Consider the following 16321-nt stretch of genomic DNA (forward strand, 5'->3'; position numbering starts at 1 on the left):
CAACTATCACGGTTTGTTTCAGCTCAGTTCTGAGACAACATCAGACATAAAGATCCCCTTGTGCTAAAGGGGATTGTATCGCTTAGGTATTCTTATTCAGTGATGGGTATTATGTTTTACTGCGGTGCTTCTGAAGGGCCGACCCTATAAGGGTGCAGCAAAATGAAAGAGACATACACGGTGAGCTGGCCGCTCTGGCTTGGGAAGATGTAGACATGGCGGTGGGAACTGTCAACGTCTGCCGCAACCTGACCATCATTGGGACTTTCGGACCACCAAAGACAGATGCCGGGATCAGGACGATAAAACTACTGGAGCCAGCACTGGATGCGCTCAAAGTTCAGCGCGAAATGACTGCACGACAACCCAGGACAAAAATAGTGTTCCACCATAGAGAGTACGGTAAGACTGAAAACCAACGCGTACACTTTTTCTTGCCCCGGATGCGAAAAGAAGAGCAAAAATCTTACTACTCTATGAGTAGCATCGGTGCGAGTTGGAACGCCGTTGTAAAACGTGCTGGTATTCGTCGCCGTAATCCGTACCATACGCGGCATACTTTTGCCTGCTGGCTATTATCGGCTGGAGCGAACCCATCATTTATAGCTAATCAGATGGGGCATGAAAACGTGCAAATGGTGTACGAAGTCTACAGTACATGGATTGAAGAAATGAATGGCGATCAGGTTGCAATGTTGAATAACAAACTAGCCCTGTGATGGAAGTTTGCCCCTTATATGCCCCTTTTGTTTTTTGAGAACGGTAAGAATGCAAGATAATCAACAAGTTACAAAGAAAGAACAATACAACCTGAACAAATTACAGAAACGCCTGCGTCGTAACGTAGGTGAAGCTATTGCCGATTTCAATATGATCGAAGACGGCGATCGCATTATGGTGTGTCTTTCCGGTGGGAAAGATAGCTACACCATGCTGGAAATCCTGCGGAATTTGCAGCAAAGCGCCCCAATCAGTTTCTCTTTGGTCGCCGTAAATTTGGATCAAAAACAACCGGGCTTCCCGGAGCACATCCTGCCGGAGTATCTGGAACAACTGGGTGTTGAGTATAAAATTGTCGAAGAAAATACCTACGGGATCGTCAAAGATAAAATTCCTGAAGGCAAAACGACCTGCTCTCTCTGTTCTCGTCTGCGCCGCGGCATTTTGTACCGCACGGCAACCGAATTAGGCGCCACCAAAATTGCGCTCGGACACCATCGCGACGACATCCTGCAAACGCTGTTTTTAAATATGTTCTACGGCGGGAAAATGAAAGGCATGCCGCCGAAGCTGATGAGCGATGATGGTAAGCATATTGTGATCCGTCCGCTGGCCTATTGCCGCGAAAAAGATATCGAGCGCTTCTCTGAAGCGAAAGGTTTCCCGATTATTCCGTGCAACCTGTGTGGTTCACAGCCTAACCTGCAACGTCAGGTGATCGCTGATATGCTGCGTGACTGGGACAAGCGGTATCCAGGTCGTATTGAAACGATGTTCAGTGCGATGCAGAATGTGGTGCCTTCTCACCTGAGCGATATTAATCTGTTCGATTTTAAAGGCATCAAACACGGCTCAGAAGTGGTAGATGGCGGTGATCTGGCATTCGATCGTGAAGAGATCCCACTGCAACCAGCAGGCTGGCAGCCGGAAGAAGATGAAAACCAGTTAGATGAGTTGCGTCTGAACGTGGTGGAAGTGAAGTAATAGAGAGGATGCCGTATCCGGCCTACTGGACAAGGTATTACGTCAGTACCAGTAGGCCTGATAAGCGGAACGCCATCAGGCATTCCTACGGGCATTTATTTTAATAAACGAACCCGGCAGTTCTTACCTTTGATCTTACCGTTCTGCAGTTGCTTCCACGCTTTATGTGCCACAGACTGGCGAACGGCCACGTAGACATGCGCCGGATGAACGGCAATCTTGCCGATATCTGCCCCGTCCAGACCAATATCTCCGGTCAACGCCCCTAATACATCACCAGGCCGCATTTTAGCTTTTTTACCGCCATCGATGCACAGCGTCGCCATCTCAGCCTCCAGCGGCAGAATTGAGCCATTACCCGGTGCGGGCAGCCAGTTCAGCTTCAGTTGCAGCATCTCGGACAAAATATTGGCACGTTGCGCTTCTTCCGGCGCACAGAAGCTAATCGCCAGGCCACTGTTACCCGCACGGGCAGTACGTCCAATACGGTGTACATGAACTTCCGGATCCCACGCCAGTTCAAAGTTAACCACCAGCTCGAGCGATTTAATATCCAGGCCACGCGCCGCCACATCGGTGGCAACCAGAACACGAGCACTGCCGTTGGCAAAACGTACGAGCGTCTGGTCCCGATCGCGTTGCTCAAGATCGCCATGAAGCGATAATGCGCTTTGCCCGGCTGCGTTCAGTGCATCACAAACAGCCTGACAATCTTTTTTGGTGTTACAGAAAACCACACATGATGCCGGCTGATGCTGGCTAAGTAATTTTTGCAACAGCGGAATTTTGCCGTGTGAGGAGATTTCAAAGAATTGTTGTTCAATCGCTGGCAACGCATCGACTGTATCAATCTCAATCGTTAACGGATTGTTCTGCACGCGACCACTGATCGCGGCAATCGCTTCCGGCCAGGTTGCGGAAAACAGCAATGTCTGACGTGACGCTGGCGCAAAGCGGATTACGTCATCAATTGCATCACTAAATCCCATATCCAGCATCCGATCGGCTTCATCCATCACCAGCGTATTCAACGCATCAAGGGAGACGGTGCCTTTTTGCAGGTGGTCGAGTAAACGTCCCGGCGTGGCAACAATAATATGTGGGGCATGTTGCAGAGAATCACGCTGTGCGCCAAAGGGCTGGCCACCGCACAGCGTCAAAATTTTGGTATTTGGCAGAAAACGCGCCAAACGACGCAATTCACCGGCGACCTGGTCAGCCAGTTCGCGGGTTGGGCACAGCACCAGCGACTGAGTCTGAAACAGCGCAGCATCAATGTGTTGTAACAGGCCAAGACCAAACGCGGCCGTTTTGCCACTGCCGGTTTTTGCCTGCACACGAACATCTTTTCCTGCCAGGATTGCCGGCAACGCAGCGGCCTGAACAGGCGTCATTTCAAGATAACCCAGCTCATTAAGATTCTCGAGTTGGGCGGCAGGCAAAACATTCAGGGTTGAAAAAGCGGTCACAATTTAATCTCGCGGTAAAAACTCACATTCAGCAGGCGCGTATCCTCGCAGATCTGCGCCCGTGATGCGACAATTTAATCGGCTCTTCATCCGGTGACGGGTCCGGCATAGGTTGCGGACGAGGTATGGAGTCGGGAATCGGAACCGGATCGGTGGGAACAGTATCGGAATGGGGACGTTGCAACTGCAACGGGGCGAATAAGCAGGTCATATTACCCTCCAGTGAGTCAGACTGACCCTTTTAGGGTAGACGCTGGTTTCCTGCAGGCAAAAAAAAAGCCGACTAATCTAAGTCGGCGTCGTACGAATCAATTGTGCTATGCAGTAATTCAAAAAAGGAAGTAAGACAATATGGAGCGCAACGCCCATCGCTTGACGTTGCATTCACCTGCGAGAGAGATATTGCCCCGAATAGGTAGATGGTTTATTGACCTCGCTCAAAAACTTCGCCGTTTTCACTCACGAAAGTCGATGAAAAACGTAGTTGTTACAACCATTTACTACGATGCAACCATAAAGTAACACCACCAATCAGGACAACTAACAGAATACAGAATAGCGAAAAACCAAACTGCCAGCCGCCACCGGGAATCCCCCCGAGATTGACGCCAAACAGTCCGGTTAAAAATGTGCTGGGCAGAAAAACCATTGCCATCAACGACATGGTATAGGTTCTTCGCGCCAGAGATTCCTGCATAACCTGAGCAATTTCATCCGCCATAATGCCCGTCCGGGCGATGCATGCGTCGATCTCATCCAACCCTCTTCCCAATCTGTCGGCGATATCCTGCATCCGACGTCGGTGATCGTCAGTCATCCACGGTAAACGTTCACTGGCCAGGCGCGCATAAACATCGCGCTGAGGGGCCATATAGCGCCGCATGACTATCAGTTGTTTGCGCAGCAATGCCAGAAAACCGCGAGGCGGGATCTGCTGATCCAACAGGTTGTCTTCCAGATCGATAATTTTGTCATGCAATTGTTCGATAAACTCACTGGCATGATCGGTTAAGGCATCACAAACATCCACAAGCCAGCTACCACAGTCAGACGGTCCCGTCCCTTCCTGCAAGTCACTTACCACATCATCCAGTGCCAGCACTTTACGCTGACGTGTTGAGACAATCAGGCGTTCATCCATATATAAGCGCATGGCGACAAGCTGGTCAGGGCGTTCGTCGGTGCTGCCATTAATACAGCGTAACGTAATCAGCGTCCCTTCCCCGACCCGGCTTACGCGCGGGCGAGTACTTTCTCCCGCCAGTGCATCACGCACATTATTAGGAAGCAGAGGCGTTGTCGCCAGCCATTGTGCGCTATCAGAATGGGTGTAATTAAGATGCAGCCAGCACGGATGCGCACTGTCGATAACATCGTTGTCTTCCAGCGGTTTCACGCCACCGCGACCATCCAGCAGCCAGGCAAACACGGCATCCGGCACATTAACTTCGGTTCCCTTAATGGCTTCCACAGCGCCTCCATAAACATTCAAACTTTTCGTTAGTCTAGTCTTCAGTATATGTTAAGCAATATCGCATTGTCCCATTATGCTGAAATGATTCATAAAAGTGTTCAAGAAAATAAAAAGCGCCGACGGGTTCGGCGCTGTGGCGAGCAGATGTTGAATCTTAATATGAAGAACTGCATTTAACCCGTTGACGTAGTCCGGAGACAGGAGAATCTCGATGCAAGATCGTGGTTGTTTCGACAGATATATTTTTACTTAAGCGAAATTTATGTGTGCGTGACAGAAGATCATTCACCTGACTTTTCAGGATACCGGACGAATCAGATAACTCATCGACCATGCTGACATTACTTTGCGTCACGTTTTCCAGTTCGGCAAGAGCCTGGGCAATTCTGGTGATCCCGTTTTCCTGTTCCCGTGTGGTTGTTAATATCTCCGCCATCAGCTGATTTAATTGCCCTGCACCACCCACAATATCCTGCATGTTTTTTTCGGCTTCACGTACAACCGCCGCACCCTGCTGGACATTGTGATGCGTTTCATCGATAAGCCGTTTAATACTTTTTGCCGCTTCTGCGCTACGATGTGCCAATATTCTCACTTCACCTGCAACGACAGAAAAACCTTTGCCATGTTCACCAGCCCTCGCCGCCTCAACCGCCGCATTCAATGCCAGAATATTCGTCTGGAATGCAATACCATCTATTAACGCGATAATTTCAGTCATCTGCTGAGCGCAGTCGGTGATCGAGCGCATATTGGTGGCGACCTGCACCATTAAATCGCCCCCCTGGCGAGCAGATTGTGTCGCAATATTTGCCTGGGCGCTCGCCATGTGCGTATTGTCTGCATTATTGCGCGTACTAACCGCTATCTCATCCATATTCGCAGCTGTTTGCATTAACGCGCCAGACTGCTGTTCCGTTTTTACTGACAGTTCAGCGCTACGCTCCGCGAGTTGTTCAGAAAGCGTCATCACGGTCCGCGAAGAGGATCTGATCTCACTGACTAACGTGGAAATATTACTCGCCAGACTGTTAATTCCCGGAATAAGTCTGCCAGCACAATTATTACCGAACTCAGGAATACTCATTGCCAGATTCCCTGCAGTCACCTCTTCAATGCTTTCTTTTACCGTATTAATCGGCACGACGAGATATTTTGTCATATACCACCATAAATATAATAGTGAAATAGTACAAACCACATCAGTGCCAATAATGACATTAAATCCTGCAGATAATATTACCTCTACGATATTGAGGGCCACTACGGTACATACCAGAAATAAAGTAATAAACGTCCTGACGCTTATATTATTTAACATTTTAATCCTGCCTGCCAAAGAATAACGCGGAGTATTATTTTTTATAGCACCTGCAATGCAGATTGCCATTCCGCGATACCGAAAGTTCCACTTTCAAAGAGAGCATGCCGCCTTTTCACTTAAAGCACACTATCGCACCACCAGTTTACATTAGTTTGGTTATTTATCCCGCATAAGCTGGCGTTCACGCCAGTTGCCAGACTATTGTCACCCAGTGCACAATGCGAACAAAAATACGCCAAATCATAAACTCGGTGAATGTTTTCATAAGCAAACATCACGTACTCCACCGTTATAGCGGCTCAGACTAATACTGCTGACAGGAAACTAAGAACGCGCCTGGTTTTACCAGGTTAACTGGACAGAATCTGCTAGATTTATCATCACGGTTTTTTATCGATGGGTAGTAAGATGTTGCACGTGTCATGGGACCCTGTACTGATTGGGATTTCCTTTGTTGTCGCATTCATTGCTTCGTTTATTGCCCTCGATAGCGCAGGGAAAGTGGCGATCTCTAATCGTCGGGAATCGACTTTCTGGCGTTTATCTGGCGGGGCAACGCTGGGGATGGGGATCTGGTCGATGCATTTTATTGGCATGCTGGCCATGAAAATGAGTATGCCAATTAATTATCACTTTTCACTCACGGCATTTTCTTTTTTGATCGCTCTCATTTCCGCGACGCTTGCCATCAATATTGCGATATCAGGTCAAACGCTTTCGACCAGGCGGCTTATTGTTGCAACAAGCCTATTAAGCACCGGTGTTGTGACCATGCACTACGTTGGCATGGTCGCTATCGTTGAACATGTTGCTATCCGCTGGCAGTTCTCACTTATTTTGCTTTCCGTGGTCATTGCCATTATCGCGTCAGGGATCGGCCTGTGGTTAGCTTTTCATTTGCGGCAAAATACCCGACGCGCATTAATAAACCGACTTATTGCCGCTTTGGTAATGGCGCTGGCGATCGCCTCAATGCATTACACCGGGATGGGGGCGGCCACCTTCACGCATTTCGGTCACACTGCGCATGATGGACTGAGCACGCTGGAACTCTCTATCTGGGTCTGCGCCGTCACGCTGGTGATTCTGGGTATTATGCTGGTCATTTCGATGGTGGATTCTCAGCTACGCACCTCAAGACTGGCCGATAATCTGCATCAACTGAACTGCCAGCTTGAGCACCAGGTCCACTTCGATGCGCTGACCGGCCTTGCCAATCGAACGCAAATAGACGTCTGCTTACAGACCTGCCTGCGTCATTCCAAACTGCATCAACAACACTTCGCCCTGGTCTTTATCGACCTTGATCGATTCAAAATCGTAAACGACACCTGGGGCCATCACATTGGCGATCAGTTGCTTATCTCCAGCACACACCGCATATACAACTGCCTTGAGGACACCATGACGCTGGCGAGGCTGGGTGGTGATGAATTTATCCTGCTGGTGCCAAACAGCAACCGGGAAGCAATTTCGGTGCTGATGACCCGTATTGCCAGCGCCGTCAAAGAACCTTTTACACTGTTTGGACATACCATTCGCGTTTCGTTAAGCGCGGGAAGCAGTCTTTATCCCGAACACGGCTCAACGTTACATGAGCTAAAAGTTAAAGCCGATACTGCGATGTATCATGTCAAACAGGCTGGCAGAAACGGCTGGGCGATTTATACCCCAGAGATGGAGGCTATCGCCGATACGCCGCCAACGTTCTTGCAGGAACTGTCGCAAGCGCTTGAGCGGAATCAATTTGAATTATGGTATCAACCTAAATACACCGCCGGGGATCGCTCTCTGACGGGTTTTGAGGCGTTGTTACGCTGGCACCATCCTGAACGCGGCATTCTGCTGCCGGCTGAATTCCTGCCCGCACTTGAAGAAACAGGCCTGATTATTCCTGTCGGCACCTGGGTTCTCCAGCAGGCATGCAGTCAGTTATATCAATGGAAGTCACAAGGCCACACGGAGTGGACCCTTGCCGTTAATCTGTCACCAGCCCAGTTTGAACAACCTGATATTGTCGATATAGTCTGCAACGCCCTGGCACAATATCAGCTTTCACCAGCACATCTCACGCTGGAACTGACTGAAAGTACGGCACTTAAAAATTTAAAACGCAGCGTAGAAGTCCTGAACGCGTTTGCCGATTTGGGGATCACCGTTTCTATTGATGATTTTGGCACCGGCTATTCAAATATATTGATGCTGAAATCACTTCCGGCACGAGAATTAAAAATCGACAGAATATTTGTCAAAGATATTAGTGAGAACAGCAAAAATACAAAAATCGTGTCTACTATTATAGACATAGCGCACTCTATGAATATGCGCGTTGTGGCAGAGGGTATAGAGACCCAGGAGCAGGAAACGCTGTTAACCCAGATGGGCTGCGGTGTGCTGCAAGGCTTCCTGTATGCGAAACCGCTGCCAGCACATAAAATCTATGACTTGATACAAACTGAAAACGCCACAAAAGTAAAACCAACGGTACAACCCTTGTCTCACCGACAATCAATAACATTGTGAGATTGCATAATTAAAAAAATTCGCCAATAAACCGGCAACACAGCATATGAAGATAACGGGATTATCGATGAGCATAAACGAGCTGCATTCACTGGATTTATTAACCATTCCGGTCTGGATCGTTTCGCCACATACCGAAGAACTGGTGTTCGCCAATACCGTTGCACGGGAACTGATGCAGGCCCCGTGTTTCCCCCCTCTCAGAAAAGGCACATTCTCCACGCACGCACAAAATGATTTACCTATGTATCTTAGTGATTTGCGAAATCATCATGACATTGTAGAGATACTCACGGTTTACCGCGAAAGCGAGGAAATCGCGCTGGCCTGTCGTTTGTCCATCAGGACGCTTCAGGATATAGGTGATGTTATCCTCTATGAAGGCATTGAAACACCGACAGCGCAAGGTCTGAAAGCCAGCCGCTCTGCCACCTATCAGCGGAAAAAACAAGGATTCTATGCCCGTTTTTTCCAGACTAACTCAGCACCCATGTTGCTTATTGATCCGTCACGCGACGGATTGATTGTGGATGCAAATCTCAGTGCCCTGAATTTCTATGGCTATGATCATGACGTGATGTGTCAGAAGCATACCTGGGAAATCAATATGCTGGGGCGCCATATATTGCCGATAATGCATAAAATTGCGCATCTTCCTGGTGGCCATAAGCCCTTACATTTTGTCCACAGACTTGCCGATGGAAGCACCCGTCACGTACAAACCTATGCCGGTCCTATCGAAATCTACGGCAATAAGCTGATGCTGTGCATTGTTCACGATATTACCGAGCAAAAACGTCTGGAACTGGAACTGGAACGCGCCGCCTTGCATGACGCGTTAACCGGATTACTCAACCGGCGGCATTTTTATCAGATAACTGAGCCAGCGCAGACACACACAACATCGTTAACGCAGGATTACAGTTTGCTGCTAATCGACACCGACCGGTTTAAAAGCATCAACGATCTTTTCGGGCATTTAAAAGGGGATGATGTACTTTGCGCGTTGGCACGAACCCTGGAATCCTGTGCAAGAAAAGACGATCTGGTTTTTCGTTGGGGGGGAGAAGAGTTTGTACTGCTTTTGCCACACACGTCTTTAGATGCAGCACTTAATCTCGCTGAAGTAATACGCGCGACGGTAGCCAAGGTGAGCCTCCCTGGCCTTCCCCGCTTTACTGTCAGTATTGGTGTGGCACGACACGAAGCCAATGAAAGTATTGATGAGTTATTTAAACGCGTGGACGACGCATTGTACAAAGCCAAAAATGAAGGCAGAAACAGAGTGCTGGCTGCCTGATGACTACCCTGTCTAGCGACTACGTTTAGCGTGGCGTTCCCAGTTCTCCTGTTTCGCCAGCGCCGTTTTACGTAACGCCACATAACATGCCCCGCTGCCGCCATGATGCGGCAGTGCGGTGCAGAAAGCCTGCACATCATCAAACTCCGTTAACCAACGCGCGACGTAGCTACGAACGATGTTGGCATGGGAGTTATCATCACGCCCCTTACCGTGAATCACCAGGACGTTGCGCAACCCATCCTGCTGCGCCTGTAAAATAAAGCTAAATAGCATCTGGCGGCAGGTTTCAACGGGCTGTCGCACAAGATTAAGGCTTGCTTGTTGCGGATATTTCCCGGTGCGCAGCTTGTCAGTCACGCCATGCTGTAACCCTTCACGACGAAACTCCAGCGGAACGCTCAGCGGGACGATATCCAGAAAACCTGTCGAGAGAAAGTTATCCAGCTGCAGCGTATCAATACGTGCCGGAGCGCGAAGATTACGCGTTGGCTGCCAGTGAACATCGGCGCATCCCTTCAGTGGTTGAACATCCCCCATGGCGTCAAGAAACAGCGATGCATCATCATGGTTCATGTTTCATCCTCCAGCGATTTTACGACGGTCATTATCATAACCGCGCACTATTATACCGACAACGGTTTACGGTTATTTCCAATAACGCACCGTTCGACATTCCTTTACCTCCACAAGTTAAGATCCGTTTTTGGGGGTATAGAAACGACTATCACTGACATGATAATGTGTAACCCCGCCTGTAATGAGAAAAACGGATGCTGAACTTACTTGAAGACATCATTGCAACACCCCTAGGCCCGTTGTGGGTAATTTGTGATGAGCAATTTCGCCTGCGTGCGGTTGAATGGGATCAACATCGCGATCGTATGGAGCAATTACTCGATATTCATTATCGTTCCGAGGGTTATCAGCGTATTGCTGCCAAAAACCCCGGAGGGCTAAGCGATAAGCTGGCAGAGTATTTTGCGGGAAATCTCAGCATTATAGATACGCTTGAAACCGCAACAGCGGGAACCCCTTTCCAACGCGAGGTCTGGAAAGCGTTACGTTCTATCCCCTGCGGGCAGGTCATGCATTATGGACAACTGGCTGAACAACTGGGGCGCCCCGGTGCCGCCAGAGCCGTTGGTGCGGCTAATGGTTCCAATCCTGTCAGCATCGTCGTCCCGTGCCACCGCGTGATTGGACGGAATGGCACAATGACTGGCTATGCGGGTGGCGTGCAGCGAAAAGAGTGGTTATTGCGCCATGAAGGCTATCTGTTACTCTAGAATCCAGGCAATTAATGCCTTATTCATCACACTTCCACACAATGCATCCCCAAATAAAGTGCGGTTAATCAGATAGATACAAACATTCAACTCGCTTATGCCTGAATTATTCTCTATTGGGAGTAGCTCAGGCTTACGTGCTCACCAAAAAGATGTTAAAATTGACAAATATCAATTACGGCTTGAGCAGACCTATGATCCCGGAAAAGCGAATTATACGGCGCATTCAGTCTGGCGGTTGTGCTATCCATTGCCAGGATTGCAGCATCAGCCAGCTTTGCATCCCGTTCACACTTAACGAGCATGAGCTTGACCAGCTCGATAACATTATCGAGCGCAAAAAGCCTATCCAAAAGGGGCAGACGCTCTTTAAAGCAGGTGACGAGCTTAAGTCACTCTATGCTATCCGTTCCGGAACGATAAAAAGCTATACCATTACCGAACAAGGCGATGAGCAAATCACCGGTTTCCACTTAGCGGGCGACCTGGTTGGTTTTGACGCGATTGGCAGCGGTCACCACCCAAGCTTTGCCCAGGCGCTGGAAACGTCAATGGTATGCGAAATTCCTTTCGAAACCCTGGATGACCTGTCCGGTAAAATGCCGAACCTGCGTCAACAGATGATGCGTCTGATGAGTGGCGAAATCAAAGGCGACCAGGACATGATCCTGCTGTTGTCGAAGAAGAATGCTGAAGAGCGCCTGGCGGCCTTTATCTACAATCTGTCCCGCCGTTTTGCCCAGCGAGGCTTCTCTCCGCGCGAATTCCGTCTGACAATGACCCGTGGCGATATCGGTAATTACCTCGGCCTGACGGTTGAAACCATTAGCCGCCTGCTGGGTCGCTTCCAGAAAAGCGGTATGCTGGCGGTGAAAGGTAAATATATCACTATTGAGAATAGCGACGCGCTGGCCGTCCTTGCTGGCCACACGCGTAACGTTGCGTAACCTTCTCAGTTAACCTTCTGTCAAATTGCTAAATTACCCCAATTTAATGGTTTGGCAGAAGGCTCTTCTGCTCTGATTTAATTAAAATATAAACACTATAAGTGTACTCAATATAAATATTCCCATCATTAATGCTGTCACAATAACTACGGTTAAAAACTCTTTCCTGCCTGGTAGCATAAAAAGCCTCTGAGGTGATTCAATTTAATAACCAAACTATTCCATGGTCAGACATTTACTTCTGTAAATAATCCAATATTCTCAGCCGAGATAATGACGCAGGATAGCAGCGGTCAGCACACCAATAGCAACGGTGACAGGCATAGGAAAACGTAATGCGGCGATCAGTGTTAAACCTAATGCGATAAGATCGGCAGGGTTTCCGGACGCAAAATAAGGTGCGATAAATGCCAGCATGACGCATCCTGGCGATGATTTAAGAACGGCCATCGATCTGGGGGATAACACCCGATTGCGCAATATCATGTACGACGCAATACGTGTCGCATAGGTGGTCAGAGCCATCAGGAGGATGGCGAACAGCGTTTGCTGGTCTGGCATTATTTATCCCCCTGCAACCATGCAACCACTAATCCCACCAACGGACCTGCCATGACATACCAAACACCGGGGACATAATGATAAACCGCAACCGCAACAATCAGGCTGGCAAACCACGGTATCGCTTTGCGAAAACCGCTCCACATGCCCCTGACAAGCACAAGGAATACAGCGGGAAAAGCCATATCAAAACCGTAGTGATGAACATCGCCAAGCACAGGGCCGATTAACGCGCCTAACGTGGTACAACCTACCCACATAATATAAAAAGAAAAAGAAGCGGCTAAATAATAAGGCATACTAAAATGAGGAACATTATTAATGCTTCTTTTATATGCATCACTATAACTTAACGCCCAACTTTCATCAGTCATAAAAAAAAGTGCAGGTAAAACTTTACGCTTAGAAAAACGCATCAACAGCGGAACAAGAGTTGCCCCCATCAGAATATGTCTGCTATTAACCAGGAATGTAACTGCCATAATAAGAAAAATATGGGGAGGTGAAGTCCAGATTTGTATTGCTGCAAATTCAGATCCACCAGCGAAATTTAATCCCGTCATTAGCGGAACAGCTAAACCATTGAGTCCTTTATGGCTGGCCTGGGCCCCCAAAACCAGAGCAAAAGGAATCACGCCAAGTAAAACGGGAAAACCGTCTTTCAACCCACGGACAACGTCTTTTCTAATACTATTAATAGCTGTCGGATCATCTGCAGATCCTGCGCCATCTATACTTTCACTCATACTTTTCACACTCATACCCGATGCCTGTTCTGACCCATTTTGATACTGGCGTCAGAATAGAATGCGTGACACTATTAGTAAATATAAATAGTGTCACATTACACTTATGGTGATCCGATGCGTGAGCGTTCTCCCTGGCAGCCAAGACTGTCCAGCAATGCGACATCTCCAACAGAACAATTAGTTGAGGCCCTGGCCGAAGATATCCTCTCAGGATCGCTTCAGCATGGCGCCCGCTTACCAGCCCACCGTAATTTAGCGGACACATTGGGTATCGGGCTTGGCACCGTAACGAAAGCCTATGGGATCCTTGAGAAACGTGGACTTGTCAGAAGTGTGAAAGGAAGCGGGATGTTTGTAGCACTAGCAAATTCGCGTGGTCAGACCGTCATCGATTTGTCGCAAAATACCCCCCCGGCTGCGCTAAGCTCGCGTTCACTCAGCGCGACACTTTCGGCAATCGCTCGCCGTCCGGATATGGACATGTTCAACACTTACGCGCCGGCAGCCGGCCATGACGAACACCGTCGCCTGATGGCTCGCTGGTTCAACAGGCTGGGAATGCCCGCTGATTATCGCCAACTCATTATTACCAGCGGAGCGCAACATGCGCTTTCAGTGGCGTTATCAACGGTATGCGAACCTTTTGGGACACTTTATGTGGAGGCGCAAACGTATTCCGGACTGATCCAACTTTCACGGCTGTTAAAACTGAGACTGGTTGGCATCCCGATGGATGACGAAGGGATGGATGTTTCAGTATTGGAGAAAATGCTGGATGCCAGCGATGACAAACGCAGTGCGGTATATGTCACTCCCCTGCTACAAAGCCCTTCGACGCGCATAATGAGTCTTGCCCGGCGAAAAGACCTGATACGCGTTTGCCGTGCAAACGCATTATTTATTATCGAAGATGATGTCTATCGACTCACCCGTAATATTGAACTCCCACAAATTGCCCGATTAGCACCGGATATCACTTTGTATGTAAATAGTTTATCAAAAATACTGAACCCCACGTTACGCATCGGCGGACTTCTGCTGCCTGAACAGCTATATTCCCGAGCTGAATCCATGCTCAGAGCAACGGCAATGATGGTTTCCCCGATAAGTTGCGCGATCATGGAGCAATGGTTACTTGATGGTACTGCGGAAACCGTAACCTCTGCGATAGAACACGAAACAGTTCGCCGCTATGAATTAGCCTTTTCTATTTTAGGTGAGCATCTTTATCGCTCCGGGCATCCCAGCTTTCACCTCTGGTTGCCACTGGCTCGCGAAAGCGTACAGCCGTTCTACGAAGCAGCCTTAGCGGCAGGGATCAAAGTTACCTCACCCGTATCAACAGAGGTCAACCCGTTATCCGAGCAGTCAGGTATCCGACTGTGCATTGGTGGGCCGGAGATCGAACAACTTCACCGGGCACTCTTAACTCTTAAAGAGATTGCCGGGCAGTTGAAACGTCCACACGTCCAAACTTTTTCCGTGTAGTGCGCAAGCACAATAGCAACAACGGAAAATGGTTTAAATTGAGCGGGATGTGGGGAAAAGCTGGAGATTTCCCCAGTTTATTGATCTGGCAAGAGGTTCTCCCCTGTTTCAATCCACATTATTGGGTTACTCTTTTAAATACAAACTGCGGTGACAGTTGTAAGGAGACCCTGTATGGCTATGTATCAAAACATGCTGGTAGTCATCGATCCAAACCAGGACGATCAACCAGCATTACGGCGAGCTGTTTATTTGCATCAACGGATTGGTGGCAAAATTAAAGCCTTTTTGCCGATCTATGACTTTTCCTACGAGATGACCACCCTGCTGTCGCCGGACGAGCGTACGGCAATGCGTCAGGGGGTCATCAGCCAGCGAACTGCATGGATACGTGAACAAGCGAAATACTATATCGAAGCAGGGATCCCGCTTGATATTAAAGTGGTCTGGCACAACCGTCCCTTTGAAGCCATCATCCAGGAAGTGATCAGCGCTAAGCATGACCTGGTGCTCAAAATGGCACACCAACACGATCGCCTTGAAGCCGTAATTTTCACACCAACTGACTGGCATTTGTTGCGTAAATGTCCAAGCCCGGTATGGATGGTCAAAGATCAGCCGTGGCCGGAAGGTGGTAAAGCGCTGGTAGCGGTGAACCTCGCCAGTGAAGAGGCATATCACAATGCACTCAACGAAAAACTGGTCAAAGAAACGTTGCAGCTCGCAGAACAGGTTAACCATACCGAAGTACACCTGGTGGGCGCCTATCCTGTAACGCCTATCAACATTGCGATTGAGCTACCTGAATTTGATCCCAGCGTGTACAACGACGCCATCCGTGGACAACATCTGCTGGCCATGAAGGCATTACGCCAGAAATTCAGTATTGATGAAAAAGTTACACACGTTGAAAAAGGATTGCCTGAAGAGGTCATCCCGGATTTAGCTGAGCATTTACAGGCGGGTATCGTGGTACTCGGCACCGTTGGGCGCACCGGCATATCAGCTGCGTTTTTGGGGAATACCGCAGAACAGGTTATCGACCATCTGCGTTGCGACCTGCTGGTTATCAAACCGGATCAGTACCAGACCCCGGTTGAACTGGACGACGAAGAAGACGATTAACCCTGTAGCAAAATGCCGGATGGCGATGTCATCCGGCATGACATGTTCTTAGTGCTTCTCCTCGCCTCCGAGGAAATAGATACCGAGCGGAATAGCCAGCAAAATAGTAAAAACCATACTGTAGACGCAAATCATTGCGGATTGAATGGCATACATCGAAGCTGTCCAGTCGGAAAGCGGAATGTCATACTGTTCAATGACGCCACCAATCGTCGCGCGCGTCACAACCGATGCCGCAATAATAAATACCCCAAGCAGACATAACAGAAACTTCCGTCCCTTCGCTGTCTTCAGCTTAGCCATGATCATAATATCGTCCTTATGCAGATGAATACCGTGTTACTTTGCAGCAACAATACCATGACATC

At 48.7% G+C, this 16321-nt stretch carries 15 protein-coding genes and 1 pseudogene; 8 read left to right on the forward strand and 8 right to left on the reverse strand.

Annotation, left to right across the window (positions count from 1 at the left end; all coding sequences use genetic code 11):
• Positions 1–176: 176 nt before the first annotated feature.
• Together AL515_RS13440 and ttcA are read left to right on the forward strand one after the other, a co-directional pair.
• Positions 177–719, forward strand: a pseudogene (locus AL515_RS13440) (site-specific integrase); the annotation flags it as partial.
• Between the two features lie 49 nt (positions 720–768).
• Positions 769–1704 (forward strand): tRNA 2-thiocytidine(32) synthetase TtcA, encoded by a 936-nt coding sequence (ttcA, locus tag AL515_RS13445; protein WP_061067980.1) that lies wholly within the window; start codon positions 769–771, stop codon positions 1702–1704.
• Between the two features lie 95 nt (positions 1705–1799).
• Here the strand turns inward: ttcA and dbpA are convergent, their stop codons facing one another.
• From dbpA to AL515_RS13465, 4 genes are all read right to left on the reverse strand, one after another.
• On the reverse strand, positions 1800–3173 hold the full coding sequence (dbpA, locus tag AL515_RS13450; RefSeq protein WP_061067981.1) for an ATP-dependent RNA helicase DbpA: 1374 nt from the start codon (positions 3171–3173) through the stop codon (positions 1800–1802).
• 28 nt (positions 3174–3201) lie between these two features.
• Positions 3202–3384 carry a proline-rich small protein YnaL gene (gene ynaL / locus AL515_RS24120; protein WP_071887346.1) on the reverse strand — a complete coding sequence of 61 codons (183 nt, stop codon included), beginning with the start codon at positions 3382–3384 and terminating at the stop codon, positions 3202–3204.
• A 276-nt stretch (positions 3385–3660) separates the two neighbouring features.
• The gene (gene zntB, locus AL515_RS13460) at positions 3661–4644 is read right to left on the reverse strand and encodes a zinc transporter ZntB (RefSeq protein ID WP_061067982.1); all 984 of its coding nucleotides are present in this window, start codon (positions 4642–4644) and stop codon (positions 3661–3663) included.
• A gap of 157 nt (positions 4645–4801) precedes the next feature.
• Positions 4802–5968: a methyl-accepting chemotaxis protein gene (locus tag AL515_RS13465; RefSeq protein ID WP_071887347.1), complete on the reverse strand. Its 1167-nt coding sequence runs from the start codon at positions 5966–5968 to the stop codon at positions 4802–4804.
• Positions 5969–6379: 411 nt separating this feature from the next.
• Here AL515_RS13465 and AL515_RS13470 point away from each other — a divergent pair, with 411 nt between their 5' ends.
• Positions 6380–8494 carry a putative bifunctional diguanylate cyclase/phosphodiesterase gene (locus AL515_RS13470; protein WP_061067983.1) on the forward strand — a complete coding sequence of 705 codons (2115 nt, stop codon included), beginning with the start codon at positions 6380–6382 and terminating at the stop codon, positions 8492–8494.
• 67 nt (positions 8495–8561) lie between these two features.
• Positions 8562–9794: a GGDEF domain-containing protein gene (locus AL515_RS13475; protein WP_061067984.1), complete on the forward strand. Its 1233-nt coding sequence runs from the start codon at positions 8562–8564 to the stop codon at positions 9792–9794.
• A 12-nt stretch (positions 9795–9806) separates the two neighbouring features.
• On the opposite strand, the gene smrA is transcribed toward AL515_RS13475, so the two are convergent.
• Positions 9807–10370: a DNA endonuclease SmrA gene (gene smrA, locus AL515_RS13480; protein WP_048211543.1), complete on the reverse strand. Its 564-nt coding sequence runs from the start codon at positions 10368–10370 to the stop codon at positions 9807–9809.
• A gap of 197 nt (positions 10371–10567) precedes the next feature.
• Between smrA and ogt the strand changes: the two genes are divergently transcribed.
• The gene (gene ogt, locus AL515_RS13485) at positions 10568–11083 is read left to right on the forward strand and encodes a methylated-DNA--[protein]-cysteine S-methyltransferase (RefSeq protein WP_048211542.1); all 516 of its coding nucleotides are present in this window, start codon (positions 10568–10570) and stop codon (positions 11081–11083) included.
• Between the two features lie 194 nt (positions 11084–11277).
• Positions 11278–12030 (forward strand): fumarate/nitrate reduction transcriptional regulator Fnr, encoded by a 753-nt coding sequence (gene fnr, locus AL515_RS13490; protein ID WP_003020397.1) that lies wholly within the window; start codon positions 11278–11280, stop codon positions 12028–12030.
• A 261-nt stretch (positions 12031–12291) separates the two neighbouring features.
• Here the strand turns inward: fnr and AL515_RS13495 are convergent, their stop codons facing one another.
• Together AL515_RS13495 and AL515_RS13500 are read right to left on the reverse strand one after the other, a co-directional pair.
• Positions 12292–12591: an AzlD family protein gene (locus AL515_RS13495; protein ID WP_061067985.1), complete on the reverse strand. Its 300-nt coding sequence runs from the start codon at positions 12589–12591 to the stop codon at positions 12292–12294.
• Entirely contained in the window at positions 12591–13352 is a 762-nt protein-coding gene (locus tag AL515_RS13500) for an AzlC family ABC transporter permease (RefSeq protein ID WP_225807910.1), read from the reverse strand. Before AL515_RS13500 ends, AL515_RS13495 begins: the two co-directional genes overlap by 1 nt.
• A 102-nt stretch (positions 13353–13454) precedes the next feature.
• Here AL515_RS13500 and AL515_RS13505 point away from each other — a divergent pair, with 102 nt between their 5' ends.
• Together AL515_RS13505 and uspE are read left to right on the forward strand one after the other, a co-directional pair.
• Positions 13455–14828, forward strand: coding sequence for an aminotransferase-like domain-containing protein (locus AL515_RS13505; RefSeq protein ID WP_048211539.1), 1374 nt, complete (start codon positions 13455–13457; stop codon positions 14826–14828).
• A 174-nt stretch (positions 14829–15002) separates the two neighbouring features.
• Positions 15003–15953 carry a universal stress protein UspE gene (gene uspE, locus AL515_RS13510; protein WP_005126626.1) on the forward strand — a complete coding sequence of 317 codons (951 nt, stop codon included), beginning with the start codon at positions 15003–15005 and terminating at the stop codon, positions 15951–15953.
• A gap of 48 nt (positions 15954–16001) precedes the next feature.
• On the opposite strand, the gene AL515_RS13515 is transcribed toward uspE, so the two are convergent.
• Positions 16002–16262 (reverse strand): DUF2534 family protein, encoded by a 261-nt coding sequence (locus tag AL515_RS13515; RefSeq protein ID WP_048211538.1) that lies wholly within the window; start codon positions 16260–16262, stop codon positions 16002–16004.
• Positions 16263–16321 lie beyond the last annotated feature (59 nt).

Origin of the sequence: Citrobacter sp. FDAARGOS_156 (genome assembly GCF_001559235.2) — a bacterium.
Classification (GTDB): Bacteria; Pseudomonadota; Gammaproteobacteria; order Enterobacterales; family Enterobacteriaceae; genus Citrobacter; species Citrobacter youngae.

What these genes read in the sequence shown, in the direction of transcription:
- ttcA (WP_061067980.1), top strand. Translation starts at nt 769, where the DNA reads ATGCAAGATAATCAACAAGTTACAAAGAAAGAACAATACAACCTGAAC.
- ynaL (WP_071887346.1), bottom strand. Translation starts at nt 3,384, where the DNA reads ATGACCTGCTTATTCGCCCCGTTGCAGTTGCAACGTCCCCATTCCGAT.
- AL515_RS13465 (WP_071887347.1), bottom strand. Translation starts at nt 5,968, where the DNA reads ATGTTAAATAATATAAGCGTCAGGACGTTTATTACTTTATTTCTGGTA.
- AL515_RS13470 (WP_061067983.1), top strand. Translation starts at nt 6,380, where the DNA reads ATGTTGCACGTGTCATGGGACCCTGTACTGATTGGGATTTCCTTTGTT.
- AL515_RS13475 (WP_061067984.1), top strand. Translation starts at nt 8,562, where the DNA reads ATGAGCATAAACGAGCTGCATTCACTGGATTTATTAACCATTCCGGTC.
- smrA (WP_048211543.1), bottom strand. Translation starts at nt 10,370, where the DNA reads ATGAACCATGATGATGCATCGCTGTTTCTTGACGCCATGGGGGATGTT.
- ogt (WP_048211542.1), top strand. Translation starts at nt 10,568, where the DNA reads ATGCTGAACTTACTTGAAGACATCATTGCAACACCCCTAGGCCCGTTG.
- fnr (WP_003020397.1), top strand. Translation starts at nt 11,278, where the DNA reads ATGATCCCGGAAAAGCGAATTATACGGCGCATTCAGTCTGGCGGTTGT.
- AL515_RS13495 (WP_061067985.1), bottom strand. Translation starts at nt 12,591, where the DNA reads ATGCCAGACCAGCAAACGCTGTTCGCCATCCTCCTGATGGCTCTGACC.
- AL515_RS13500 (WP_225807910.1), bottom strand. Translation starts at nt 13,352, where the DNA reads ATGAGTGTGAAAAGTATGAGTGAAAGTATAGATGGCGCAGGATCTGCA.
- AL515_RS13505 (WP_048211539.1), top strand. Translation starts at nt 13,455, where the DNA reads ATGCGTGAGCGTTCTCCCTGGCAGCCAAGACTGTCCAGCAATGCGACA.
- uspE (WP_005126626.1), top strand. Translation starts at nt 15,003, where the DNA reads ATGGCTATGTATCAAAACATGCTGGTAGTCATCGATCCAAACCAGGAC.
- AL515_RS13515 (WP_048211538.1), bottom strand. Translation starts at nt 16,262, where the DNA reads ATGATCATGGCTAAGCTGAAGACAGCGAAGGGACGGAAGTTTCTGTTA.